Here is a 25,140-nt window from a genome sequence, read left to right on the forward strand (position 1 = left end):
AGATAACTCTTCCTTATCAAGCGTTCATATGATAAAGTAGAGTAATAAGCAGAAAATAGAATTTATTTTACATATAATGGATGTTTTTATTAAAATCTTAAAAAAACGGCTTTCTAAATTGAGTTTTGAGAGGTTTTTGAAAAATTTTAATGGTATTTGTTGCAGTTTGATAAAAATTCGTTATATACAATTTTGGATCATTTAAAAGGTATTCATTTGTTTGTGGTAATTAGGAGGGTTAAAATGGAAGAATTTGAATTATCGCCTGCGGAAAATTCGTTTCGCCAGCTAAAAGAGCAGTGGGAAGAGGCAGAGCTCTTAGATGAAGATAACAACTTGAATTTAAAGCACGTTTCAGATGAAGAATTTATTCAGCTCTTTTTTTCAATGCGTATTATCAAAAAATCACTTTCTCCTCATACGATCAGATCTTACAATCAAGACATGAAAACGATTCTGTCTTTTTTCTATGAACGAGAGATTACATTAAAATCGATTGGATTTATGGAAGTCAAATTATTTAATGAAGAAATGATAAATCAATATGCCAATCGCACTGCTGCAAGAAAACTAGAATTTTTTAGAAGAATGCTAGAGTTTGGACACGCTACTCATTTTTATCCTTCGCTGTATACGACGTGGATTGAAAAACCATCTATCGCAAAAGGACATTACAGTGATAAGGAAAAACAAAATCGTACCGAATACCGAGAGCTAACCGATCGCGAAGCCCAGGTGATTGTAAATGCGTTAGAATCCGTCGTGCGCATTCGCCAGCATGAAAAGGAATTCAAAGCGCGCAATCGCTTAATGGGAATGCTGTTGTATATGAGTGGAATGCGTTCAAGTGAACTGCTAAGTTTAAATTGGGGAAGCTTCCGCGAAGACCGCCGCGGAAATTTGGTTGTAGATGTGATTGGTAAAGGAAAAAAAGAACGCACTATTCCCGTGTTTGATGATGTGAAAGAAACGCTTTTCACTTATCGGCAAGCGTTAAATGAAAGCACCGAACTAAGTCCTTTTGACACTGAACCGCTTTTTTACTCCATTAAAGAGTATTATCGTACCAGCGAAAAAAAGCGATTATCCTATACAACGTTGTATCGAACGATTAAATCAGCTGTTTATAAAGTAAAAGGAAACGCGTCTATTTCTCCTCATTGGTTTCGTCATACCTTTATTACAAATAGTTTAGCTAATGACGTTCCGCTTGCGGTTGTGAAACAAGTAGTAGGGCATTCTTCTATTGCTACAACGAACGTTTATCTTGAAAAACTTCAAGAGGATACGGTATACGACGCGTTTCGAAAGTCGGGCTATCGCTAATCACTTATAATATTTTTATGTAAACTAAAAAATATATATTTTCATTTTTACTGCTTATGGGTATGAAATAAGTTGTATAAATGAATAAGTTACTTTTCCTACAATATAATGGTAGAAAGTCGATAAAGGAGGGAGCTACCTATGACGGCTAAACATCCGCTTCACTACCATTTCGGAGAAGTAACGGAGCTTTTTCATTACATATACGAAGTTTGTGAAACAGCAGGTATTTATATTGACTGGAGCGGAACAGCCCAAACCGTTCAGCTATATCGAAGTAAAGAATCTTTTTTATCCGGAGAACGCTACATCGGAGCGATTCAATATGAAGGGAGCAATCAGTTTCAAAAAAGATGGCCTTCTACCGTCAGTTTGAGATTTCGACGTGCAAACTTGTCGTTTATTTTAAAATATTGTTTAGAACAAATTGAAGACTACCGCAAAGACACAAATAAAGAACCCTTCATTAATCCAAATGCAGAATCCATCGCGTTTAAATTCACCTCTTTAACAGATGAAACCAAACAAGTGATTTCAAAAATTAAAGAAGTATTATGTATTGCCAACTACGTATAAAACCCCGCAGAATGTTACCTGTGGGGTTTTGGGTATTTAACGCAGGTTTTCTGCGTCTTGAAGCAATTGTTCGGCGCGGAATTCAAGTTTTTGTAAAGTGTCGGTATAAATCTTTACCTGCTGCTCGTTTAGCTGGGACGTTAATTCGGAAAATACCTGTTCTACAGCAGGCGTCACTTCTGTTTTTAAACGCAGGCCGTCTTCTGTTATTTGAATAAAAAACGAGCGGCGATCTTCTGGATTTCTAACACGCTGAATCCAATTTTGTTTTTCTAGTAAATCTAAAATTTTAGTCAGCGTCGCTTGATCTTTATCTGCTCGCTCAGCTAATTGCTTCTGTGTACTATATTCAGCTTCTGATACGCGCTTTAAAACGGTCCATTGTTCTGGCGTAATCCCAAAAGGACGTAAGTGTGCGGCAACGACTCTGCTTAAGCGCTTACTTGTACGAACGGTGGGAATGCCGAATATTTCTTCTAACGATTCCATATAAAACCTCCTGCATATATACCTGCTGTGATTATATCAGCTGTTTTTATTTCTGTAAATTTGTTTGTAAAGGTGATCCTTTATAAAAATAAATTTACACAATAAATTGCAAATACACTAGACTTATTGTGTGTATCCTTGTAATCTAGTGTAAGAATAGTTAAACTTTTTCAAAAACAGTAGGGGGTACACACATCCATGATTAAAGCGGTTTTTTTCGACCTAGATGACACGCTACTTTGGGATCAAAAAAGCGTAAAAGAAGCATTCGTTGCAACATGTACATATGCAAGTGAAAAATATAATCTAAAACCTGAAGAACTAGAAGAAGCGGTGCGTAAGGAAGCAAGAGAATTATATGCTTCGTATGAAACCTATGAATTTACGCAAATGATTGGCATTAATCCATTTGAAGGGTTATGGGGAAATTTTCTAGACGATCATGATCAATTCCGAAAAATGAAAGATATTGTTCCTACTTATCGCAAAGAAGCTTGGACTCGAGGCCTTCGTGCTCTAGGAATTCACGACGATGCTTTTGGAGCGGAATTAGCTGAACGTTTTCCATTAGAGCGCCGCAAAACACCTTTTGTATACGAAGAAACGTTTGAAGTGCTTGATCAATTAAAAGGAAAGTACAAGCTGCTGCTGTTAACAAACGGTTCACCTGACTTACAAAATACCAAATTAGATATTACATCAGAACTAGTTCCATATTTTGATGAGATTGTGATTTCAGGGGCATTTGGCCGGGGTAAGCCTGATCCATCTATTTTCGACCATGCTTTATCACTTATGGATTTAAAGAAAGATGAAGCGATCATGGTTGGAGATAATTTAATGACAGATATACTGGGTTCTTCTCGCGTTGGAATGAAATCTGTATGGATTAATCGTCACGATAAAGAGCGAAATGAAGTCATTCCTACTTATGAAATTACCCATTTAAGTGAACTGCATTCAATTTTAGATGAACTAAATTCGTAATACGAACAAACAAAAAGAGGCGTAAATCGTCTCTTTTTTTGTTGTAAAAACAAGTACAAAAGTCTCTGAAAGTCCTATATCCGTTCCAAATCTCACTGACTTCAGTCACTTTTTCTTCTTCCTGCATAGTAAACCAATCTTATCCTTGATTCCCAGATAAATACCATGTAGCATAGTATATAGACTAGTCATTGGAGGAATAACATGAAGAAAATAGTTACCAGAAGCCTTGTAGCGGCTGTTTTGTTCACAAGTCTCGCCGCTTGTGAAGACAAACAAGGCGATACGCACGTCACTTACAAAAACCCTCAACCTAAACATGCCCCTGGAGCAGACACCATTTCAGCAACAGATGAAACGATGGCGCCTGTAAGTCGGGTAGCGACAGAAGATGAAACCGATGATCGATTAGCGTTTGGAGAACGATCAAAACACGGTCAATATTATGTTTCCACAACGGATGCACAATTTTATCCTGTTAAAGGAGCTAAACAAGTAAACACTCAGTACGTTGTCGTATCCGTTCAGTTTCAGCGAACACCTAATGAACATTCGACTGTAGTATTAAACGACACAACGTTTACATTACAAGACACAACAACTTATCAAATCTACGAACCGTCTGATGGAGGAAATTTATCGACAGAAACCCCGCACACCTTGTGGACAGCTTTTTCATCACCGTCATTATCTGACGACGAACCACTTAACCTCGACGTTGCATTTAAAATTCCAAAAAAGGCCAACCATACGTATAACCTGTTAATTACACAGCAATCAGAACGAGCAGATGTATTCAAGTTTGAAGAAGCCAAACAAGATTATTAATTACATACAGAAAAAAACGCCTATCTTTTGTTGTATAGAAAAAGAAGGCGTTTTTTTGTAAAACTATCTTGTTTCTCATAGAAAGAGCAAACGATAGACATAAAAAGAAAAAGAGAATAGACATAAAACGCGTTAGTGTAGTCAAGTTCAAAAAGAACGTGTATCATTGTAACTGCTGGTACCAAAAGATAGACATAAAATATAAATAAAAAAGTTATGAGAAAGGAAAAGGTGCGTACATCACGTTAAAGACATATGAATCATAAACATACAAAAACAACTACTGAATTTAGTAATAAAAAAATAAACATACATTTAAATAGAAAGCTATCAGCCGCCATTATAGCTGCGTTTCTTTTTACTTTACTTTTTTGTTTTATGCCAGGTATAAAAGAATCAATTCCTAATTTTTCTATTAAAAAAACCAGTCCGAATTTCATTGATTTATTTCCTTTATACCTTTTATTTTTTACACCCTTCTTTTTAATAATGGGGACGTTAGGCACGGTTATCGTTGATTTATTAGTCAGCGCTTTTGTAAAAGACCGTGGTAAAAAAATTGATTTTATCATGTCATTCATATTTCACGCCATTTTTGGGTTATTAATGTTTGAATTCGGAATGTTGGGCGTCATTCTTATTTTTATTGTGGATCGCCTTCTTTCAATCCGTAAAGAAAACTATTCTTATTTATATCCACTGGGTTGCTTAGTACTGTCGGCCATTATTGGAACTCTCGTCTACTTCATTTTTACTATCGTTTAATAAAAAAATAATAAAAAAGAGACCCAATTGTTAGACTATATCTAACTTTTCAGGGTCTCTTTTTTGTTTTTTCTTGAAAGTTTGATTTATTTACTATGCGAATGTTTGGTAAATCAAAAAGATATTTAAACAAATAACTAATGCTGCTATCACCCAAGCTACAGCCGTTGTAGCTTTATGATTAACCAATCCGCCCATGATTTTTTTGTTGCTTGTAAACATGATAAGAGGAACGAGCGCAAATGCAATTCCGAACGATAAAATAACTTGACTGACAACTAGTGCACTTGTTGGATTTACGCCAAGTCCGATAATCAAAAGCGGCGGAATAATTGTAATGAAACGACGAAGATATAAAGGAATTCTGCGTTTAATAAATCCTTGCATGATGACATCTCCAGACATTGTTCCGACCGAAGAACTTGAAAGTCCTGAAGATAATAATCCAACACCGAACGCAATAGCTGCAAAAGGACCAATTAAATGTTCAAATTGTGTAAAAGCCACGTCCAAATCTTGCACGTTTAATCCGTTTTTAAAGAATAGAGCGGCTGCGACAATCAGCATGCTTGCATTAATTGCACCAGCGATAATCATGGCAATCACAATATCGATAAATTCAAAGCGGAAAATCGCTTTTTTCTCCGATTCTGTAGTTCCTACCACGCGGCGCTGAGTAAGAGCTGAGTGCAAATAAATCGCGTGCGGCATAACTGTAGCACCTAAAATCCCAGAAGCTAACAGCACGCTGTCTGTCCCGTGAAACTGAGGGACAAATAAGCCGTGGACAACACTTGCGCCGTCTGGATGCGCAAGAAACATTTGAGTCCCAAAAGCTAATACCACAATAAAAACCATTGCCGCAATCGCTGCTTCTAGCAGTCGAACACCTCGTCTTTGTAACTCTAAAATAGCAAAAGAACCTACCGCTGCGATGAGTGCAGCTGGGAACAAAGGAATATGAAATAATAAATAAATTCCAAGAGCAGCCCCAATAAATTCTGCTAAATCCGTCGCCATAATGACTAATTCCCCTTGGATCCAAAGCCCAAAAGAAACGAAGGACGGGAAGTGTTCTTGTGCTATCTCGGGTAAATTCAAGCCTGTTGCAATACCTAATTTAGCTGATAACGATTGAATTAAGACAGCCATTAAGTTAGAAATTAATACAACCCAAAGCAACATGTATCCGTATTGAGAGCCTGCTGCGATGTTAGTAGCAAAATTACCTGGGTCAATATAAGCAACCGCTGCGATAAAGGCAGGCCCTAAGAAAGGTAATAATCGCTTAATTCCTTTTGTTTTACCCGACAATACGTCTTGAGCACTTAGCTGCATAGCTGATAATGCTTTACTGCCGTTTTGATCTTTCATGTCTAGTGCTCCTTTCTTTGATGAACGATAAATAGCCCAAGCTAATTTTTTTAAATGAAGTATAAAATGTTTCCTTAATGCAAATTATATGCTAGCAAAGGTTCTTTTGACAATAAAAAAGTTTAGCAAAAAATATAAATCATCTTCAGCTGTTTTTTATCCCGTTTGGCACAATTCTTTAAATGCACACCCGTGACAGGAGGAAGGCGTATCTGCTTGAGGGAAATGCTCAAGCGGAAGAGGCTGATTTACCTCTGAGTGTTCCAAAAAAGTTTTCATATAGTCAATGCTTGTATCGATTTGCCGAAGAACAGCTTCAATTTCGTGAAGAGTAAGCTGATACGTACGCGCACTGCCTGAAAGCAAGTATTCGTTTCGGACTTTTATCTGATCAACGGAAATATTATATTCAGCTAGCACGTAGAGAGCGTAAATTGCCAGTTGAAACAAATCATCTTTTGTTTGTTTACTTGTTTTCCAATCAACAATCGTAAATTCGTCTGTGACTGGATTTTTAAAAAGGGAATGAAAAGGCGCATATACTTTATGATCATACACATTTATAGAACGAAACGACTGAGGAGAATCTACTTCTAAAGAAGGTGAAGACACCACGTCGCAAAACGATTTACTTTGTAAAAAGTTATGCACACAAATGTGTACCCGCTTTTGCATGTCTTTAAGATCTTTTTTAGAAATATAGCCGTTTTCGTAGAATTCTAAAAGCATCTTATACTGAGCAGGCTTATGATACCAAAGCTCTCCATAGTCAGTAGAATCACGCAGTGCGTTATTTAGTAGCTGCTGTACTTTCTTAACTAAATTTTGTTCACCCGGGACAATCTGTGTAGATGTATAGTCAGAAATGGCTTCTGTAATCACCTGACGGACGGCTTGTCCTGCGTACATAGATAAAGTAGAAACCTTTTTTAAACGATAAGCGCTTTGAGACTGTGCAGAAGCGCTGTCAAGCCATCCGTTGTGTGAGACATAATAATGATATGTATACTTTCGTTTGCACTGTGTGATCATTTTATGCCTGGAATAGGACCATGAAAATTCAGGGAAATCAGTGATTTGAAACAAGCTATTCACATCCTTTTTCAAAAACTGCGCATAGGTTGGTCTATTAGTGTATTCGTATATGAGTTAAAATAGACTAAAAGTGTAGAGAGTGAATAGCTACGCATGCATATTATTTTGTGGATTCTTGCGAAATATGTATAAATAGAAAAAACTATTTAAAAATTGGTTGCTTTTTTCTATGGCAGATGTTATATTAATAAAGCGATGAGCTAATTTGTGTAAGTCGAAGGACATGCTTTCGAGCTAAACGTGTGAATGTGGTCACACGGTCCCCGCCACAAACGCATCAAAGACGTCCTGCGTGGACGTCTTTTTCATTTTATAAAAAAGAGAGCATATTGCTCTCTTTTTTTGTGGTAACTTTTTGATCCCTTCTATAATTTCTGACCCTTTTATTTACTGCAGCCAAACTTACTGTATTTGCACATTTGCCGCATATTGCATTGTTCCTCTTGTAGAGTTAATCACGATATCTACAACGTAAAAACCTTGATTTTCAGGAATCTTAAATTCATTATTTTTGACAAACAGCTTGGTTTTTTCACCGTTATTTTTCCATATATGCACGCTCACGCCGCGAATATAAGCGCCGTCTAGGTTGGAAAAATGGAGCTTAACCAATTGTTGCTGCTTTAAAGGGATACTTTTTTGCTGCGATATGTATGTATATAAATCATATACATTTATTTCTTTTTTTGTTGTTGAACGTCCGTTTGACCAGTTAATAGAACCTTTGTGAAGGTGATAGGTATGTTCGTTGACCCCAAGCGCAGCTTCAGGTTTGTTTTGGTCGTATTCTTCCTCTAGAAAGAAAGCACTGTTCTTAAGTAAAAGTAAGAAGAACACCGTAACAGCTCCTAGACCGCTTAAGACATATACACCACATTTTGCGGGTTGTACTTTCATAATAATTTCCTTTCACAGACCAATAATTAAGGAGGATAGGTACATAAAATTTCCACTTTTTCTATTCTAAACGATTACAAGTGAAATTACATTTATTGCTTTCTTTCTTCACAAAAAACAGGATAATAGTCATGTGTTTTCTATAAAAGGTCTCCTTATATCCAATTCAAACCTATATAAAAGGAAGATAAATGGAAATTAAAAGAGGGAATCTAAAAAATTTACAGAAGTTGATAAGTGATTTAAAATTATACAGAGGAAAAAAGGATTTCAAAAAAAGGGAGATTAGTAGGTTTTTCGTTCTACTGCAGCTACTTAAAAAGCCGTATTTTTCGTAAGAAACTGTAAAGCTATATTTTATAAAGGTGAACCAATACATATACAAACAAAAGGGACACACAAAAAGGGGGATCAGCATGGAAATTAGAGAACTAGAATTACATGATGCTGCAAACTTTGTAGATTTGCTTAAACAGATTGAAGAAGAAAGTAAGTTTATGCTGTTCGAAAGCGGAGAGCGAAAGCTGAGTACAGATCAGCAGGAGAAAAACATCGAAATCTTTAAGCAGCAGCCAAACTCTACGATTATTGTAGCAGAAGAAAACGAGATGCTTGTGGGATATATAGCTGCAACAGGGGGCGAAGCTAACCGAAACGCTCACATCGCTTCTTTGACATTAGGTATTCGAAAGACGTTTCAAAATCAAGGAATTGGGACGGCTTTAATCGGTGCACTTGAAGAATGGGCGAGAGAACACCATATTCATCGTCTTGAACTGACAGTCGCTATACAGCATGAAAAGGCTCTTTCTTTATATGATAAAGTAGGATTTGGAATCGAAGGAACAAAGAAACATTCACTGCGAATTGGCGGTTTGTTTATTGATGAGTACTATATGTCTAAATTGCTCAACTAAAAAAAGAAACGACGTTTAAAGACGCCGTTTCTTTTTTAACTTCCTCTATAAATTTGGTACCCCCATGGTGACACAAGCAAAGGGATGTGATAATGTTCTTGTTCAGAAGACAATCCGACTCGAACAGAAACTTGATTTAAAAAGGGCGGATTTGTTGTTTGGACTTCTTGTTTTTTATAGTATTCCCCAATATGGAACAAAAGTTCATAATCTCCTGATTCAAACGCTTCAGAAGAGAAGAGCGGGTTTGCTAATCTTCCGTCTTCATTTGTAGTACCACGAGAAAGCTTTATTCGTTTACTTTCTGACTGGATGTGATAGAAATCAACTTTGACAAAAGCAGCCGGACATCCGTGAGTGAGGTCTAAAATATGCGTTGTAATTTTAGTCATGCTCGTTTCTTTGTCTCCTTATCTTCAGTAATTTTATCAGTTAAACGAAAGAAAGCAATTTTATATACTTCTTCTAAAGCTGTAGCAAACTCCGTTTGTTTGGTATTCTGTAAGCGACTTTGCATTGCCTCGTAAATATCTTCTTTTTGTTTACCTCGTACTGCCAAAATAAAAGGGAAAGGAAACTTTTCCATATACATTCCATTAAGAGAAGAAAACTGTTCATACTCATTTTGTGTTAAGTTTTGTAAGCCTGCTTTTGTTTGTTCTTCAGTAGAAGCAGATGTCATAGCGATATTTTCACCTAGATTTGGATGAGCTTGCAGCAGCTTTAGCTGTTTTTCTACAGATGCTTGCGCTACAATTTCTTTCATCATGCCATGAAGTTGTTCAACGGAAGAGAAAGGGCCTTTAAAATAAGCCTCTTCTGCAACCCAAGGTGAATGTTCAAATATATCACCAACTAGTGAAACAAAATGCTTCTTGCTAAGCTGATTTACATACTGCACGGATACGTTATTCATACTACACCTCTTTATTTTATTTCCGAATAATCTGTCTTCTCTAAAGAGACAGAAGGTACTTTTCGTTCAATTGATGCGTTAAAAAAGAGATTTAATAAAATGGCAGCCAAGCTTCCCGTAATAACTCCATCACTTACAATTACGCGCAAAGCACTTGGGAGCTGAGCGAATAAATCAGGTACCACCGTTACACCAAGGCCAAGTGAAAGAGAGCACGCAATAATCAGCAAATTTTCTTGTTTGGCCAAATCGACAGCACTTAGCATTTTGATGCCTGATGAAATAACTAAACCAAACAACACGACCATTGCTCCTCCTAAAACAGGAGTAGGAATAATGGTTGTAAAAGCAGCTATTTTAGGAACAAGTCCCAATAATACGAGAATAAAGCCGGCTACTACCACTACATTTTTTGTTTTTACTTTCGATAATTGAACCAGTCCTACATTCTGAGCGAATGTATTGTAAGGAAAAGCATTAAATAGCCCTCCAAGAACAATGGCGATTCCTTCGGCACGGTAGCCTTTTGTAAAATCTTTTTCAGTTAATTCCTGATCACACAGTTTTCCTAACGCTAAAAATACGCCTGTAGACTCAATAATAATGACTAAGCATACGAGAATCATCGTTAAAATCGGTCCAATTTCAAAAGTGGGCATCCCAAAATAAAAAGGAGTGGGAATGTGCAGCCAAGAAGCTTCATTAAAGTTAGTGAAATTAACTTTTCCCATTAATACAGCGGCTATTGTTCCGGCTACAATTCCAATCAACACAGAAAGAGAACGAAGAAAACCGCTGAAAAATCGATTTAAAATTAAAATAAGCGCTAGAACACCAAAAGATAAAAGAAGATTAGAAAGAGAACCAAAATCTTTACTTCCTACTCCTCCTGCCATATTTCGGACAGCGGATGGTACAAGTGATAAACCAATCATCGTCACAACCGTTCCTGTGACAACTGGAGGAAAAAATTTAATAATTTTGCCTAAAAAACTTGCTGCCAGTACGATGAAAATACCACCGGCAATAATCGCTCCGTAAACAGCGCTAATTCCATATTGAGTTCCAATCGCAATCATAGGAGTCACCGCTACAAATGAACTTCCAAGTACAACAGGAAGACCAATCCCAAACCACCTGTTCGTCCAAGCCTGCAGCAGCGTAGCTAGTCCGCAGGTCAGTAAATCGATGGCTACGAGATAGGCTAAGTCATGTGCATTTAAATTTAATGCGCGTCCTACCATCAGCGGAACGAGAATGGCACCCGCATACATAGCGAGTACGTGCTGTAATCCCAATGAAGCTAGTTGAAACGGTCGATTTTGGTTATTCACCTAAAAACCTCCTTTAATTATATCACATGTAATGTTAATAAATATTACATTTAGAATGATACATTAATAGTAAAATGTTTTTTAAGGGATGTCATTAGTCAAGTTGACCAAAAACAGAGGTTTCAATATCTCCTTTTTTACAATATATATAGAAGTAGGTAAGCTACCGTGTAAAAATATGTTACATTCCTTTTTTTGGTACCAACTCTTAATATCAAGTGATATAATTTTTGTATATATTTTCAACTAATAGAGAGAAGAGGAAACACTTATGTATAATATTGCGGCTCACACATGTAAATTTTTATTAAAAAGAAGGGGGAAGTTTCAGGTAAGGAACAGAGAGTATCTGCCAGCGGATACAGGCTTTGTGATCGCTTGTTCGCATAAAGGATGGGTAGACGTCGTAGCGCTTGGTGCGGCTATTTTGCCTCACCAAATTCATTTTATGGCAAAAAAGGAGCTTTTTAATCATATACTCACTAGTAATGTATTAAAAAAACTTAACGCATTCCCAGTAGATCGTAACAACCCGGGACCCAGCAGCATTAAAACACCTATTAAATTGGCAAAACAAGGACATATCGTCGGGATTTTCCCTAGCGGCACGCGAACAGGGGAAGACGTTCCTCTGAAAAGAGGGGCAGTCACTATAGCGAGCATGGCAAAGGTTCCTATTGTACCCGCAGTGTACAAAGGACCTGCAAATGTAAAAGAACTATTTTCGAAGGATCCTATTGTTATCTCCTTTGGAAAACCTATCTACCTTGGGGAAGATAAACTGACAAAGGATCGCCTTGAGGACGTGTCAAACCATTTAACAGCTTCAATTCGTGCGTTAGAGGAAACAGCAAGATAACTTCATAGCGGAGGTGCACCATGAAGGATTGGGTACAGAGAAAGCTAAACGATGTAATTAGTGATGATGTGCAGGCAAAAATGAAAGAAAAGATGGCTGAAAGCGGGGTAACCGTTCCTATATCCGCTTCTATGCTCATGCGGATTTTTCAAAAGCAAATGACAAAGCAAGATCAAATTCAGCAATTTTCTATTTCATTTCAAGACTCCTATATTCACGTGAATGGAATTATTAAAAAATTTCTGGTGAGAATTCCATTTTCCATTGTGCTAGAACCTCTTGAGGCAAAAGAACGTACGCTTCTATTCAAAATCCATGAAATGAAACCTCTTAATCAAAATTGGATCAACTATCGAATTTTTCATAAGTCGCCTGTTACTACGTATGAAGAAAAACAAATTCATATCAATCTCAATGAAATTGAAAAAATAAAGGTCATTCCAGTAGGGAAAATTAAACAATTTTCAATACAAGATGAAAAGCTTCGAGTGAAAATTGGTTTATAAATGGTTGTAAATAAAATGTAGAAATAGTTTTTTTAGAAAGAAAACCTTTTCAATTCAGCACTTAATTCGATTAGGTGCTATTTCTTTATAATTTTTATAAAATTTTTAGAATTTTTCGTCTCTAACTATTGTGACACGCTTCCCTAAAGTTGTACAATGTAACTTATATAGAGGTTTAAGCGAAAAACCCGTAAATATAAAGAGCAAGGAGAAACAACTATGACAACTTATTCAATCGATGTAACACTAAGTCAAACAAAAAAAGAAAAGCCGCAATCTGATCAATTGCAATTCGGGAAAATCTTCACGGACCATATGTTCATTATGGATTATACAGAAGGCCAAGGATGGCACGATGCTCGTATTGTACCTTATCAACCTATCACATTAGATCCGGCATCCATGATCTTTCATTACGGGCAGTCTGTTTTTGAAGGACTAAAAGCATATGTAACAAAAAAAGAGCAAGTATTATTATTTAGACCAAATGAGAACTTCAAACGTTTAAATAAATCAAACGATCGTCTTTGTATTCCTCATGTTGATGAAGACTTAGCATTAGAAGCGTTAAAGCAGCTGATTAAAATTGACCGCGAATGGATTCCTACTGCTGAAGGTACATCACTATACATTCGTCCATTTGTCATCGCGACAGAGCCTTACTTAGGAGTAGCGCCATCTGACCGCTACCAATTTATCATTATTCTATCTCCAGTTGGCTCATATTATAAAGAAGGAATTGCTCCTGTAAAAATTGCGGTTGAAAGCGAATTTGTTCGTGCTGTAGCCGGAGGGACAGGGACTGCTAAAACAGGCGGAAACTATGCTTCAAGCTTAAAAGCTCAGCAGCTTTCTGACTCAAAAGGCTATTCACAAGTACTGTGGTTAGACGGAGTTGAACGCAAGTACATTGAAGAAGTAGGAAGCATGAATATTTTCTTCAAAATTGATGGAGAAGTAGTAACGCCATCTGTGAACGGAAGCATTTTAGAAGGAATTACGCGTAAATCCATCATTGAGCTGCTAAAACACTGGGATATGCCTGTAACTGAGCGCCGTATTTCTATGGAAGAAATTAAGCAAGCTTATTCGGAAGGCAAACTAGAAGAGGCATTTGGAACAGGTACAGCTGCAGTTATTTCTCCGATTGGCGAGCTATTTTGGAATAACGAGAAAATGGGCATCAACGGTGGAAACACAGGAGAAGTATCACAAAAACTGTATGACACTCTAACAGGTATTCAAAATGGTACAGTGGAAGATCCATTCGGCTGGGCAGTGGAAGTAGAATAAATTTCGGTAATCGAATATCTTTTTACGTAAAAGAAGCGGGACAGCTCCCGCTTCTTTTTTTGTTTGCTGTGGAATAGTCCAAAAGAAATAAGTTATTTTTTGAATATTTAGAACTATTTATATACTTTAATTGTAAAATAAAATATAATTATCCTTATAAAAACAATACGTTGTCTTTATTGAAATTATTGAAATTCACAGCATTACTTATTCGTTATATAAGGGGGAGAACAAAATGCTTTTTTTATCACATGATGAAAAAATTAAACAGCTGGCTTCACACTTAGCTGAACGACTCGAATGGGAATTAAACCAAGAAACCTCAGATGAACAAATGCACGTACTCATCGGCTACTTATTTGCTTCTCATTTAATCGAGCACCGTCCTACAGGTTATTACGTAAGGTCTCAATACCCTGAGCAGCTAAAAGATTTATATGAAACTTTACACGTCCACCAATAAATTATCTCTTCCTCTTTTGTCCTATATCGTGTAGAATTTTAGAAAATATATGATTTTCTAGTTGATGGCAGAGCTAGGATATAGCGTGGTGTGGCATTTACCTTTAAATGATTAAGTAATGGCTTTAGAGGTGAATAATGTTAGCGCAGATTAAAGAAATGAGTTTAGATAAAAATCGTCGTAATCCACATTACCGCGTGTTGTTGCAGTGTCCAGACGGGAGTGAACTATTCATTCACTTTAATTATACGTACCGATCAAAAACATATTGGTCAAGAGATGTATATTACAACAATGTTCATAAAAAATCTCAGCTTGCTTGGTATACCCAAAGCGTAGAGGAAATGACTGCTCAGCAGTTTCTTGAAGAGCTAGGAGCTATAGTAAATGAACATTTCAACTTTACACTGCGACGATAACCAAGAAAAGCATCCTTTAACAAGGGTGCTTTTCTTGGTTATTTTACATAAATAAGGACAGAATAATATATATTCTCTTTTTGAAAGTGAAAGGTGGAAAGCTCATGGCGCAAATCGTAATGTGGGTGCTTTTTATCGGTCCTTGGTTATTGCTTTTTGCAGTTGATAAAGAGCGAGTAAAGCGGTATATGGCTGTATCGCTATTCGGAGTGGTATTGTTAACGGTGGTTTTTCAAATTGCAGATCGCTTTAACTGGTGGGAAGTCAATGAAACTCTTTTTTTCTTTGTTAATATGACGCCTTTTCCTTTTGGCATATTTATAATAGGAACGCTTTTTATTTTTTATTTTACCTATCCTGGCTTTTGGATGTTTATGATTATCAATGCAGCGTTCGATTTATTTCAGGCATTTGTCATGAGTCCTATCTTTGAAAAACTAGACATTTATACACTGAAGGGAATGAATCATTTTTTATTATTTGTACTAATGATGGTTATTGCTGTTCTACTTTTTCTTTATCAAAAGTGGCAAGATACTGCGTTTAAGTTATCTATCAAGTGATAGAGAGACAGGTTGTGTTTTATCGTTAACTTTTATATAATGAACGTATAAAACCCTCTATTTATATCGGAAATAGAGGTGTTTTTACTGTGAAAAAGATACAAAATGGCAAAATATCTGCGGATGAACATCATTTTTCGCAAAAAAATTAAAATAATGTAAAAGTTTATGTTAAAATGGCAATGTTGCGTGAACGAATTAACTAACTTTACGCAAGAATGCTATTTACATACGTAAGAAGGAGAGAGATTTAAGATGGCAAAGACGTTAATTTTTGGACATAAAAATCCTGACACAGATACAATCTGTTCTGCAATTGCATACGCTGATTTAAAGAATAAATTAGGTGTAGACGCTGAACCAATTCGATTAGGCGATATTAACGGTGAAACGCAATTCGCTCTTGAAAAGTTCAACGCTGAACTACCACGTTTCGTTGATGAAGTATCTAAAGAAACAAATGAAGTTATTTTAGTGGACCACAACGAACGCCAGCAAAGTGCAAACGATATTGATCAAGTTCGTGTGCTTGAAGTAATTGATCATCACCGTATTGCTAACTTCGAAACAGCAGATCCTTTATACTATCGTGCAGAGCCAGTTGGATGTACGGCAACGATCTTAAACAAGATGTATAAAGAAAACGGCGTAGAAATCGAACCTAACATCGCAGGTCTTATGCTATCAGCTATCATTTCTGATTCTTTATTATTCAAATCACCAACTTGCACAGACCAAGACGTTGCAGCTGCTAAAGAATTAGCGGAAATTGCAGGCGTAGATGCAGAAGAGTACGGATTAGCAATGCTAAAAGCTGGAGCTGACTTAGGCGATAAAACAGCTTCACAATTAATTTCATTAGATGCTAAAGAATTCAGCATGGGCACAAGCAAAGTTGAAATTGCACAAGTGAATGCAATTGACGTAAACGACGTTTTAGTGCGCAAAGTTGAATTGGAAGAAGCGATTACTAAAACAATCGAAGAAAAAGGATTACAATTATTCCTTTTAGTTGTTACAGATATTTTAAACAGCAACTCTACTGCATTAGCATTAGGTTCTGCTGCTTCAAAAGTAGAAGAAGCATACAATGTAACGCTTGAAAACAATACAGCTGTCTTAGAAGGCGTTGTATCACGTAAAAAACAAGTAGTACCTGTATTAACATCTGTATTTGCTTAATAAAAAAACGGTTCGTGTCTACACACGAACCGTTTTTTTGTCTATTTGCACGTTAAGCCAATTTAGTATATCTTCTATCACTTCATCTTTATTTAATTCATTCAGCAATTCATGACGGCACTCTTTAAAAAAACGGTAACTTACATCCTGTAATCCTGCCTTTTTAAAGTCGTTATATACTTTGACTACACCTTTTGTATAGTTGCCTACTGGATCATATTCTCCAGATACCAAATAAATAGGCAGGCTTGATGGAACTAACTTTATATTAGCTAAGTTAGAGATCTGTTTGATTCCTGTTAGTAAGTCATAGAAAAACCCCGCTGTGAAAACCCCACCGCAATAAGGGTCATTTACATATAAATCTACAGCTTCATTATCTTGACTTAACCAATCAAAAGGTGTCCGAGCAGGATGAAATGATTTATTGTATTGTCCAAAAGAGAGTTTATCAAGCAAAGGGCTAGGAGATCGTAACCCTTTTCTCTTTATCTCTATTTGCGCAGGTAATATACCGCTCTGCAGTGAAAGGGAAGGAATGCTGCCAGTACCTGAGAGTATCACACCATGAATGTGCTCTGTATCCAATTGAATATATCTTCTCGTTAGAAAAGACCCCATGCTGTGACCGAAAAGAAAGATCGGTAGGTCGGAGTGTTCCGTCGAAATGTGCTTAGTCAGAGCAATCATGTCGTAGACTACTGTATCAAAACCATTTTCTTCAGCAAAAAAACGCTTGTCTTCATCTTTTAAAGCTGTTTGACCGTGACCTCGGTGATCATTCCCATATACGATATATCCATGTTGCGTTAATACATTAGCAAAGTATTCGTAGCGTCCAATATGTTCGGCCATCCCATGGGCTATTTGGACAACGCCTTTTGCAGAATGGTTTTCAACATTCCATTTTTGTGCAAATATTTCTTTTTCTTGATGACCTCTGTAATAAAAGGATTGTTTCATGCTCAGCATCCACCTTCTGTTTTCCTGTAAAATAAGGGATATATGTATATATTATACTAATTTATGCAGGTGATTTTACTATTTTAAAATAAAAAATGATTATTTTGTCATAAACCTTTACAAACCTTTGTGTGATTTGTTAAATTAGTATTTATATTAAAAATTATTAAACAATTTAAAAAGATTTAGTTTTTAATAGGTTAGATGAATACGGAGGGAATTATTGTGGCAGAATTAAGAAGTAACATGATCAAAAAAGGATTCGACAGAGCACCACACCGCAGCCTACTGCGTGCAGCTGGTGTAAAAGAAGAGGATTTCGGCAAACCGTTTATTGCGGTTGTCAATTCATATATTGATATTGTACCAGGTCATGTTCACTTACAGGAGTTTGGTAAAATCGTAAAAGATGCGATTCGCGAAGCTGGTGGCGTACCTTTTGAAATGAACACTATCGGTGTAGATGACGGTATTGCGATGGGACATATCGGTATGCGTTATTCATTACCAAGTCGTGAAATCATTGCTGACTCAGTTGAAACGGTAGTATCTGCTCACTGGTTTGATGGAATGGTATGTATTCCAAACTGTGATAAAATCACGCCTGGGATGTTAATGGCTTCATTACGTCTGAATATTCCGACAGTTTTTGTTAGTGGCGGACCAATGAAGGCTGGCGTAACGAGCGACGGCCGTAAGATTTCTCTTTCTTCAGTATTTGAAGGCGTAGGAGCTCATCAAGCTGGTAAACTTGATGATAAAGGATTACTTGAATTAGAACAATTTGGCTGTCCGACATGCGGATCTTGTTCAGGAATGTTTACAGCGAACTCAATGAACTGCTTAGCTGAAGCGTTAGGACTTGCTTTACCTGGCAATGGTACAATCTTAGCAGTTGCTCCTGAACGTAGAGAATTTGTTAAAAAATCAGCTAAACAACTTATGGAATTAATTAAATTAGATTTAAAACCACGTGATATCGTAACAGAAAAAGCAATCGACAACGCATTTGCTTTAGACATGGCGTTAGGTGGTTCTACAAATACAGTTCTTCATACGCTAGCTCTTGCGAATGAAGCTGAAATTGATTATCCGTTAGAACGCATTAATGAAGTAGCGGAACGCGTGCCTCACTTGGCAAAACTCGCTCCGGCTTCGGATGTATTTATTGAAGACTTACATGAAGCAGGAGGCGTATCGGCTGCTTTAAACGAGCTATCTAAAAAAGAAGGAGCTCTTCATTTAGATACGATGACGGTTACTGGAAAAACGCTAGGCGAAAACATTGCAGGATGCGATGTAAAAGATTATAACGTTATTCATCCAATCGATAAGCCGTTCACAGAAAAAGGCGGACTTGCTGTATTGTTTGGTAACTTAGCTCCAGACGGCGCGATCATTAAAACAGGCGGTGTTCAAGACGGCATTACTCGCCACGAAGGACCAGCAATTGTATTTGAGTCTCAAGACGAGGCGCTGCATGGTATTGCTAACGGAAAAGTAAAAGAAGGACATGTCGTAGTCATTCGTTATGAAGGACCAAAAGGCGGACCGGGAATGCCTGAAATGTTAGCTCCAACTTCTCAAATTATGGGAATGGGACTAGGTGCAAAAGTAGCACTATTAACAGACGGACGCTTCTCTGGCGCTTCACGTGGATTATCAATCGGCCACGCATCTCCAGAAGCTGCTGAAGGCGGACCGCTAGCATTTGTCGAAGATGGCGACCACATCGTGATTGACATTGAAGATCGTTCAATGAATGTTCAAGTTTCTCCAGATGTTTGGGCAGAACGAAAAGCAAACTGGAAAGGCTTTGAGCCAAAAGTGAAAAAAGGCTATCTTGCAAGATATTCTAAACTTGTAACTTCTGCAAGCACAGGCGGAATTATGAAAATCTAATAGCACAAAAAAGGCTCTCTACGGAGAGCCTTTTTCTTTACTAAAGCAACTGTGCAAAGAAGCCTTTTTAACACGTAAACTCTTTTTTCATAATAACGTGTGGAATACCGTCTTCCATAAAGACATCAGAAGCAGTCTTATACCCTAATTTATGATAAAAAGGTTCAGCTTGAACTTGACCGTGAAGCTTAGATTGAGTTAAGCCTTCTTTTTTCGCTGCTTCTTCTAAGCTGGTCACCACTTCTTTTCCGAGCCCGTATTTTCTAAATTCCTTTAATACGCATATTCGCTCTATTTTGGCGTAATCGTCGACTATGCGGAATCTACCAGAAGCAGCTGGTTCGTTGTTATAATAAATCAACATATGTTTTGCCGTTTCTTCATGCTCATCAAATTCATCTTTTAAGGGCACGCCTTGTTCTTCAACAAACACTGTTTTACGTATACGGAATACTTCTTCAAGCTGCTCTTTTGTTGTAACATGCTCAATTTTCATTAAAATCCTTCCTTTTCTACGAATTTAGGCTTCTTTTTTGTATAATAAAAATACGTGATATAAAAAGAGTATAAAGGAAAAATAAAATGTTGTAAATGCAACAAAAAGCAACCAATAAACATTTTACACAAATTTGTGGTCATTACTCACTGTTTAAACGACCTCAACAATAGTAAAATCAACTGAAACATGTTAAAAAAGCAAAGAAAATGGATTATGAATCGCTGTGAATCTACATAAATTGTAAAAAGAGAACTATTCACAACAGTAGTGGGATGAAAAAGGGGAATGTATCATGCAAATAACCTTAGTGTATAAAGATGAGCAATCGAATAAATTTTGGAAAATTGAAAGAAGAGACAGCAAGTTAATCATTCACTTTGGAAAAGTTGATACAGCCGGTCGCATGCAAGTGAAAGAGTTTGCTTCCGCAGAAGCTTGTGAAGCAGAAGCTGAAAAGCTGATTCGTGCAAAATTGAAGAAAGGATATAAGCCTTTAACTTGTTCGATGCAAGTAATGAAAGACAGCACGATGTCAGAGTCTCTCTTTTGGAAGCTGATAAAAAAGGCGAAGACAAAATTAGATGTCGATGAGCAAATGGAATGGCTCCGCTCCACGCTAGCGAAGCGTTCTGAAAAGGACATTTTTCGCTTTGATCAGCTACTAAATCAGCATTTTGATCAATCCTATACTTCTTCATTGTGGGCAGCAGCTTATATTGTAATGGGCGGTTGTTCAGATGATTGTTTTGATTATTTTAGAGCGTGGCTTTTATATCAGGGAAAAGACATATATTATAAAGCGGTTGAATCTCCTGAGACGATGATTTCTGTACTTAAACCATTAGAAGCAGAAGGCTATGCTCCTCAATTAGAAGAATTACTTTCTGTAGCGTGTGAAGCTTACGAAGAAAAGACAGGTTTAGATAACGACTATTATTATGATAAATATGACCAGTTTGATCCAGTGTGGTACGATGAGCAAGATTTGGATCTTGATTGGGATGAAGATGATGAGGATGGTTTACAGATGCGATTCCCTGTGCTTTGGAGCCGCTATTGGAACAATCATCTCGAATATTAAAAAGAGGAGATGAAAACCTTTAAACAGATTTTCATCTCCTCTTTTTTTATTTTGATAGAGTACGTGACGGGGCGGCCGAAGACAGTTTTGTTTTTTTGTTTAGCATACTGTTCATAATCATTCCAATTACGATTATCGTCATACCAGCTAACGCAATCCCTGTTGGCATACGTCCATTTAATAAAAACACTTCGCCAAGCACGGTAAAAATCATGCTGCCTGATTGAGTTGCTTCAACCGCTCCAAGCAAACCTAAATTTTCTTTTGCCAAGTCTGTTGCGTAAAAGAACGTCATCGTAGCAATTACACCTGAACTCATTGCTAAGATAAAGGCTTGAGAAAATTGAGGAGCTGTTGGCATACCAGTTGTATAAAATCCATATATCGCATAGATGATACTTAGCGGGATACTGCCGATAGCCATACCTAAAACACGTTGAAATGTATCTAATTTCCCTTTGCAAACTTCCATCATTTTTCGATTTCCAAGCGGATATAAAAAAGCAGCCATGACGACAGGGAGAAAACCCAACACAAACTGTGAAAGCGTGATGTTTTCAGCTTCTTTAACTTGCATGAGAATCACACCTGCTAAAATAAACGTTGAAATACCAAGCGTTTTGAGTGGGATGCTTCCTCTTACTTTTTTGTTTCCGTCTGCAGTTTGAATAGTTACATAGAAAAGTGGAGAAATGAGCGCACCTGCCAAGATCGTTACTTGCCACGTTCCAGCTATGAGCCATGATGGTCCAAAAAGTGAAGAAAAACTTAATAATGAATAAAATCCAATTCCTGCAAGAGTTCCCCAGCCTAACCAAGCGAAAGGATGCTTTTTCATTTCCATCCATAATGGTGTAAACTTCTTTTGTAAAAGTACTAAAATGAGTAAAATAGGTAGTGCTAATAAAAAACGAAGAGATGCTGTCCAAGCCCAGCTTGTTCCAGATACATTCATGGCACGATTCACAATAAATGTAGCAGAAAAGAACATGGACGAGAGAAGCCCCCATAAAATTGCTTTCATACTTTTTCCTCCTAATTAATAAAAATACCTAAATATATATTATAGTATACTTAGATACAAAAAAAGTGTACCATAATATATAAAAGAAAGGAAGGTAAAAATGCATTCAGAAGAAATGATGAAAAAGGTAGGCAACGAGCTTAGAAAAATAAGAACACAGCGAGAATTCACACTCGATGAATTAGCAGATAGGACGGGAGTCAGCAAACTCACGTTAGGGAAAATTGAAAGAGGGGAGACTAATCCAACCCTAGGAGTAATGTGGAAAATAACAACAGGCTTAAATATCCCTTTAACTAAATTAGTGTCAGTAGAACCTTCAGTGGCTGTATCTAAGTGTGGAGAAGGTTTTTCTCTCAAAGGACCGGACGAAACTTGGAAAGTAGAATTTATTTTTCAAAATCAGATAGATTCGACAATTGAAATGTACCGAGCCTTTCTTTCTCCTCTTGCTACATACTGTCCCGAACCTCATCATAAAGGATTAATTGAAGTAGCAACGGTAATGGAAGGAAAAATCGAAATGAAAATCGAAGAAGAGCTATACGAGCTAAAACAATTTGACTCTATAAAATTTGAAGGAAGTCATGTACACTCATACAAAAATCTTGAAGAACGTCCCGCTGTTCTGCATTTACTGCTAAAATATGAGGAGTAAAGCGGCAGAGCCGCAGTAAAACGAACCATAAAAAATGATTCGTTTTACTGCGGCTCTAATAGCTGTTTATTCATCAGCTTGTTTTGATAGCTAATATATTTTTTTACTTTAATGATACTTAATGAATATTCTTCAATTAATCGGTGGATAGATTGAACCATACACTCTGGGTAATGATGTTTTTTCTGTAAATACACTTTATACTTTCGAATTTGTCTTTCGAAATATAAAATAACTTGTTCAGGCGTTTTTACCAGTAACGATTGCATGTATTCATTTACTTGCGTTTCAAGAAACGAATAGCGATTTGTGATAAAAAATGTCTTCATCTTATTTTCCTCCCTATAGGTTAGTGGTACAAAAAAGAAACCCTTGTGCTAGGATTTCTTTTTTGCTTTTTATTTGAATCAGCTGTGCACAACTTTTAGGCACTAATACTTGAAATCGAAGACTGTCTATATTTTTTTATTTTGCATTTTATATATGTAGGCGTTTCGCCGAAAAGATTTGCTGCATGTGCAATAGCTCCGTAATACGTTTTAGCATCCATCATTTCTTTATTCACAATATAGTCATACAGGGATGATTCAATATCATCAACAAAAGCTAAAATGTGACGCTTTTCGAATAGGAGTTGATAAAGTTCATTAATTAAGTATGGACTTTGATCAAATTTGTCTTGAAGCTGCTCTACTCGGTACTTTGTCATAGGCACTTCACACAAGATAATGTATCGTAACTCTTCTAAAAATAATTTATTCATCTTTCTCACATCCCTATTCTGTTAATAATTATATAATAGCACTATGCCTTCATATTTGGAAGCGTTTTCAATGTATTAATTTTAATATTTTTTTCTTCTCATTTCCCTTCATTTTTTCTGTTCTTACTTGAATTATCTGTAGTATAGTTCGTTTTACGTAAAGACTCTAGCTAATTGTTAAACTACCTGACATACTTTTTGAAAATTTTATTATTGATGTTAAAAGGTCTTACATATTTAAGCGGAAATGCTTTAAAAATAAGGTTCTTTGAGTCGGAAGCAGCTTTAATTGTGATAAAATAAAAAATGGAAAATACATCATATAATATAGGAGAGAGGCTATGGAAAAAGATCATATTTCAGAGCTGAAGATTTTAAAAGACATTGCCGAGATTTTAAATGAAGGCACTAATTTACATACCATGGCTTCATGATGCGCTTTTAAAACTGCTGCAAATCACAGATTTACAAACAGGATGGATCTTTTTTATTGATGAAAATGGAAAGCATGAGATGATTGCCGCTCAGCATTTGCCGCCAGCTTTATTAAATAAAACCGCTCAGCCTATGTGTAATGGAAGCTGCTGGTGTGTTGACCGGTATATGGATGGCCGCCTTCAAAAAGCGTCTAATATTATGGAGTGTAAGAGACTTGAAGATTCCGTCATTCATGAGTGGGGAGATACACATGACATTACTCATCATGCAACGGTTCCTTTACAAGCAGGGGATGAACGCTTTGGATTATTAAATGTAGCTGCCCCTCATAAAATTCATTTTGAACAGCGAGAGCTTGATTTATTAGGATCCGTCGCTCTTCAAATTGGCACGGCTATCAAGCGGATTAAGCTGACTCAATCTCAGCAGGAAGTAAAACTTATTGAAGAAAGAAACAGGCTGGCAAAAGACCTTCACGATTCTGTTAATCAGCTGTTATTTTCAATTAATGTCACGGCCAAAGCCGGAAGCAGCTTAGCAAAAGATGTGCAGTTAAAAGAGACTTTTTCCTTAATCCAAGAAACCGCTCAGCATGCTCAAGTGGAAATGAAAGCTTTAATTTGGCAGCTTCGTCCTCAAGGATTAGAAAACGGCATTGTCAGTGCGTTAAAAAGCTATGGTCAAATGCTAGGGCTTAACGTAAAAGAACAAATTAAAGGAGTGTCCGTTTTGCCTGCTGTGATTGAAGAGACACTGTGGAGAGTCGGACAAGAAGCTTTTAATAATTGCCGAAAGCATGCGGGTACGGCAGAGGTACATCTAAACGTAAATATAAGCAAAGACCAAGTAATTATGAAAGTCCGGGATAGCGGCAATGGGTTTATGTATAGCCCTTCAGCAGAATTGCCGACGCTTGGGCTAAAAACCATGCAGGAGCGAATAAAAAGATTAAATGGAAAACTATCTGTTACAAGCAGCATAGGAAACGGAACGATTGTGGAAGTATCTATTCCTCTTTCATAA

The 25,140-nt window shown here is 36.8% G+C and carries 28 protein-coding genes and 1 pseudogene; 17 read left to right on the plus strand and 12 right to left on the minus strand.

The features are described from left to right. Positions 1-243: 243 nt before the first annotated feature. Complete coding sequence (locus AC1VNJ_RS12865) at positions 244-1,326, plus strand: tyrosine-type recombinase/integrase (RefSeq protein ID WP_482640867.1); 1,083 nt, start codon at positions 244-246, stop codon at positions 1,324-1,326. 141 nt (positions 1,327-1,467) lie between these two features. Then, a complete protein-coding gene (locus AC1VNJ_RS12870) occupies positions 1,468-1,902 on the plus strand; it encodes a hypothetical protein (RefSeq protein ID WP_013083346.1) in 435 nt (144 codons plus the stop codon). A gap of 36 nt (positions 1,903-1,938) precedes the next feature. On the opposite strand, the gene AC1VNJ_RS12875 is transcribed toward AC1VNJ_RS12870, so the two are convergent. Then, the gene (locus AC1VNJ_RS12875) at positions 1,939-2,391 is read right to left on the minus strand and encodes a MarR family winged helix-turn-helix transcriptional regulator (RefSeq protein ID WP_033579104.1); all 453 of its coding nucleotides are present in this window, start codon (positions 2,389-2,391) and stop codon (positions 1,939-1,941) included. 198 nt (positions 2,392-2,589) lie between these two features. On the opposite strand from AC1VNJ_RS12875, the gene AC1VNJ_RS12880 reads away from it, so the two are divergent. The 3 genes from AC1VNJ_RS12880 (at position 2,590) to AC1VNJ_RS12890 (ending at position 4,971) form a co-directional block, all read left to right on the plus strand. After that, positions 2,590-3,378: an HAD family hydrolase gene (locus AC1VNJ_RS12880; RefSeq protein WP_033579103.1), complete on the plus strand. Its 789-nt coding sequence runs from the start codon at positions 2,590-2,592 to the stop codon at positions 3,376-3,378. Between the two features lie 204 nt (positions 3,379-3,582). Beyond that, on the plus strand, positions 3,583-4,206 hold the full coding sequence (locus tag AC1VNJ_RS12885; RefSeq protein ID WP_217599115.1) for a hypothetical protein: 624 nt from the start codon (positions 3,583-3,585) through the stop codon (positions 4,204-4,206). 255 nt (positions 4,207-4,461) lie between these two features. Further along, on the plus strand, positions 4,462-4,971 hold the full coding sequence (locus AC1VNJ_RS12890; protein WP_217599114.1) for a hypothetical protein: 510 nt from the start codon (positions 4,462-4,464) through the stop codon (positions 4,969-4,971). 93 nt (positions 4,972-5,064) lie between these two features. Here the strand turns inward: AC1VNJ_RS12890 and AC1VNJ_RS12895 are convergent, their stop codons facing one another. From AC1VNJ_RS12895 to AC1VNJ_RS12905, 3 genes are all read right to left on the minus strand, one after another. After that, positions 5,065-6,345 carry an Nramp family divalent metal transporter gene (locus AC1VNJ_RS12895; RefSeq protein WP_029714919.1) on the minus strand — a complete coding sequence of 427 codons (1,281 nt, stop codon included), beginning with the start codon at positions 6,343-6,345 and terminating at the stop codon, positions 5,065-5,067. Positions 6,346-6,501: 156 nt separating this feature from the next. Beyond that, positions 6,502-7,431: a PD-(D/E)XK nuclease family protein gene (locus AC1VNJ_RS12900; RefSeq protein WP_217599113.1), complete on the minus strand. Its 930-nt coding sequence runs from the start codon at positions 7,429-7,431 to the stop codon at positions 6,502-6,504. Positions 7,432-7,842: 411 nt separating this feature from the next. Then, on the minus strand, positions 7,843-8,337 hold the full coding sequence (locus tag AC1VNJ_RS12905; RefSeq protein ID WP_063247910.1) for a hypothetical protein: 495 nt from the start codon (positions 8,335-8,337) through the stop codon (positions 7,843-7,845). A 416-nt stretch (positions 8,338-8,753) separates the two neighbouring features. On the opposite strand from AC1VNJ_RS12905, the gene AC1VNJ_RS12910 reads away from it, so the two are divergent. Continuing rightward, positions 8,754-9,254: a GNAT family N-acetyltransferase gene (locus tag AC1VNJ_RS12910; RefSeq protein ID WP_048019258.1), complete on the plus strand. Its 501-nt coding sequence runs from the start codon at positions 8,754-8,756 to the stop codon at positions 9,252-9,254. Between the two features lie 35 nt (positions 9,255-9,289). On the opposite strand, the gene uraH is transcribed toward AC1VNJ_RS12910, so the two are convergent. From uraH to AC1VNJ_RS12925, 3 genes are read right to left on the minus strand one after another with little or no spacing between them, the layout of a single operon-like run. After that, complete coding sequence (gene uraH / locus AC1VNJ_RS12915) at positions 9,290-9,646, minus strand: hydroxyisourate hydrolase (protein ID WP_482640868.1); 357 nt, start codon at positions 9,644-9,646, stop codon at positions 9,290-9,292. Then, positions 9,643-10,170: a 2-oxo-4-hydroxy-4-carboxy-5-ureidoimidazoline decarboxylase gene (gene uraD / locus AC1VNJ_RS12920; RefSeq protein WP_049164821.1), complete on the minus strand. Its 528-nt coding sequence runs from the start codon at positions 10,168-10,170 to the stop codon at positions 9,643-9,645. The genes uraH and uraD overlap by 4 nt, the downstream gene beginning before the upstream one ends. 11 nt (positions 10,171-10,181) lie before the next feature. Beyond that, positions 10,182-11,504: a nucleobase:cation symporter-2 family protein gene (locus AC1VNJ_RS12925; RefSeq protein WP_482640869.1), complete on the minus strand. Its 1,323-nt coding sequence runs from the start codon at positions 11,502-11,504 to the stop codon at positions 10,182-10,184. A gap of 271 nt (positions 11,505-11,775) precedes the next feature. Here AC1VNJ_RS12925 and AC1VNJ_RS12930 point away from each other — a divergent pair, with 271 nt between their 5' ends. From AC1VNJ_RS12930 to AC1VNJ_RS12960, 7 genes are all read left to right on the plus strand, one after another. Further along, positions 11,776-12,363, plus strand: a complete 588-nt coding sequence (locus tag AC1VNJ_RS12930; protein WP_482640870.1) for a lysophospholipid acyltransferase family protein — start codon at positions 11,776-11,778, stop codon at positions 12,361-12,363. 20 nt (positions 12,364-12,383) lie between these two features. Next, positions 12,384-12,869 carry a hypothetical protein gene (locus AC1VNJ_RS12935; RefSeq protein ID WP_482640871.1) on the plus strand — a complete coding sequence of 162 codons (486 nt, stop codon included), beginning with the start codon at positions 12,384-12,386 and terminating at the stop codon, positions 12,867-12,869. 219 nt (positions 12,870-13,088) lie between these two features. Continuing rightward, positions 13,089-14,162 (plus strand): branched-chain amino acid aminotransferase, encoded by a 1,074-nt coding sequence (locus tag AC1VNJ_RS12940; RefSeq protein WP_482640872.1) that lies wholly within the window; start codon positions 13,089-13,091, stop codon positions 14,160-14,162. A 235-nt stretch (positions 14,163-14,397) separates the two neighbouring features. Beyond that, on the plus strand, positions 14,398-14,625 hold the full coding sequence (locus AC1VNJ_RS12945) for a hypothetical protein (protein ID WP_028413190.1): 228 nt from the start codon (positions 14,398-14,400) through the stop codon (positions 14,623-14,625). A gap of 137 nt (positions 14,626-14,762) precedes the next feature. Beyond that, the gene (locus AC1VNJ_RS12950; protein ID WP_028413191.1) at positions 14,763-15,044 is read left to right on the plus strand and encodes a hypothetical protein; all 282 of its coding nucleotides are present in this window, start codon (positions 14,763-14,765) and stop codon (positions 15,042-15,044) included. A gap of 104 nt (positions 15,045-15,148) precedes the next feature. Further along, a complete protein-coding gene (locus tag AC1VNJ_RS12955) occupies positions 15,149-15,607 on the plus strand; it encodes a hypothetical protein (RefSeq protein ID WP_034266457.1) in 459 nt (152 codons plus the stop codon). 255 nt (positions 15,608-15,862) lie between these two features. Beyond that, the gene (locus AC1VNJ_RS12960) at positions 15,863-16,789 is read left to right on the plus strand and encodes a manganese-dependent inorganic pyrophosphatase (RefSeq protein WP_014459925.1); all 927 of its coding nucleotides are present in this window, start codon (positions 15,863-15,865) and stop codon (positions 16,787-16,789) included. Positions 16,790-16,807: 18 nt separating this feature from the next. On the opposite strand, the gene AC1VNJ_RS12965 is transcribed toward AC1VNJ_RS12960, so the two are convergent. Then, positions 16,808-17,752 carry a lysophospholipase gene (locus AC1VNJ_RS12965; RefSeq protein ID WP_482640873.1) on the minus strand — a complete coding sequence of 315 codons (945 nt, stop codon included), beginning with the start codon at positions 17,750-17,752 and terminating at the stop codon, positions 16,808-16,810. 225 nt (positions 17,753-17,977) lie between these two features. Here AC1VNJ_RS12965 and ilvD point away from each other — a divergent pair, with 225 nt between their 5' ends. Then, on the plus strand, positions 17,978-19,654 hold the full coding sequence (ilvD, locus tag AC1VNJ_RS12970; protein ID WP_013083330.1) for a dihydroxy-acid dehydratase: 1,677 nt from the start codon (positions 17,978-17,980) through the stop codon (positions 19,652-19,654). 67 nt (positions 19,655-19,721) lie between these two features. Here ilvD and AC1VNJ_RS12975 read toward each other — a convergent pair whose 3' ends face one another. After that, complete coding sequence (locus AC1VNJ_RS12975) at positions 19,722-20,150, minus strand: GNAT family N-acetyltransferase (protein ID WP_217599111.1); 429 nt, start codon at positions 20,148-20,150, stop codon at positions 19,722-19,724. A gap of 295 nt (positions 20,151-20,445) precedes the next feature. Here AC1VNJ_RS12975 and AC1VNJ_RS12980 point away from each other — a divergent pair, with 295 nt between their 5' ends. Then, a complete protein-coding gene (locus AC1VNJ_RS12980) occupies positions 20,446-21,234 on the plus strand; it encodes a DUF4240 domain-containing protein (RefSeq protein ID WP_482640874.1) in 789 nt (262 codons plus the stop codon). 46 nt (positions 21,235-21,280) lie between these two features. Here the strand turns inward: AC1VNJ_RS12980 and AC1VNJ_RS12985 are convergent, their stop codons facing one another. Beyond that, positions 21,281-22,258, minus strand: coding sequence for a DMT family transporter (locus AC1VNJ_RS12985; RefSeq protein WP_049164797.1), 978 nt, complete (start codon positions 22,256-22,258; stop codon positions 21,281-21,283). A 79-nt stretch (positions 22,259-22,337) separates the two neighbouring features. Between AC1VNJ_RS12985 and AC1VNJ_RS12990 the strand changes: the two genes are divergently transcribed. Beyond that, positions 22,338-22,916 carry a helix-turn-helix domain-containing protein gene (locus tag AC1VNJ_RS12990; RefSeq protein WP_049164793.1) on the plus strand — a complete coding sequence of 193 codons (579 nt, stop codon included), beginning with the start codon at positions 22,338-22,340 and terminating at the stop codon, positions 22,914-22,916. Positions 22,917-22,960: 44 nt separating this feature from the next. Here the strand turns inward: AC1VNJ_RS12990 and AC1VNJ_RS12995 are convergent, their stop codons facing one another. Together AC1VNJ_RS12995 and AC1VNJ_RS13000 are read right to left on the minus strand one after the other, a co-directional pair. Beyond that, entirely contained in the window at positions 22,961-23,245 is a 285-nt protein-coding gene (locus AC1VNJ_RS12995) for a hypothetical protein (protein ID WP_028408390.1), read from the minus strand. A gap of 95 nt (positions 23,246-23,340) precedes the next feature. After that, positions 23,341-23,679: a hypothetical protein gene (locus AC1VNJ_RS13000; RefSeq protein ID WP_033579093.1), complete on the minus strand. Its 339-nt coding sequence runs from the start codon at positions 23,677-23,679 to the stop codon at positions 23,341-23,343. Between the two features lie 341 nt (positions 23,680-24,020). On the opposite strand from AC1VNJ_RS13000, the pseudogene AC1VNJ_RS13005 reads away from it, so the two are divergent. Further along, positions 24,021-25,140 (plus strand): annotated as a pseudogene (locus tag AC1VNJ_RS13005) (GAF domain-containing sensor histidine kinase).

The organism is Priestia sp. 3CA3, from assembly GCF_056836725.1.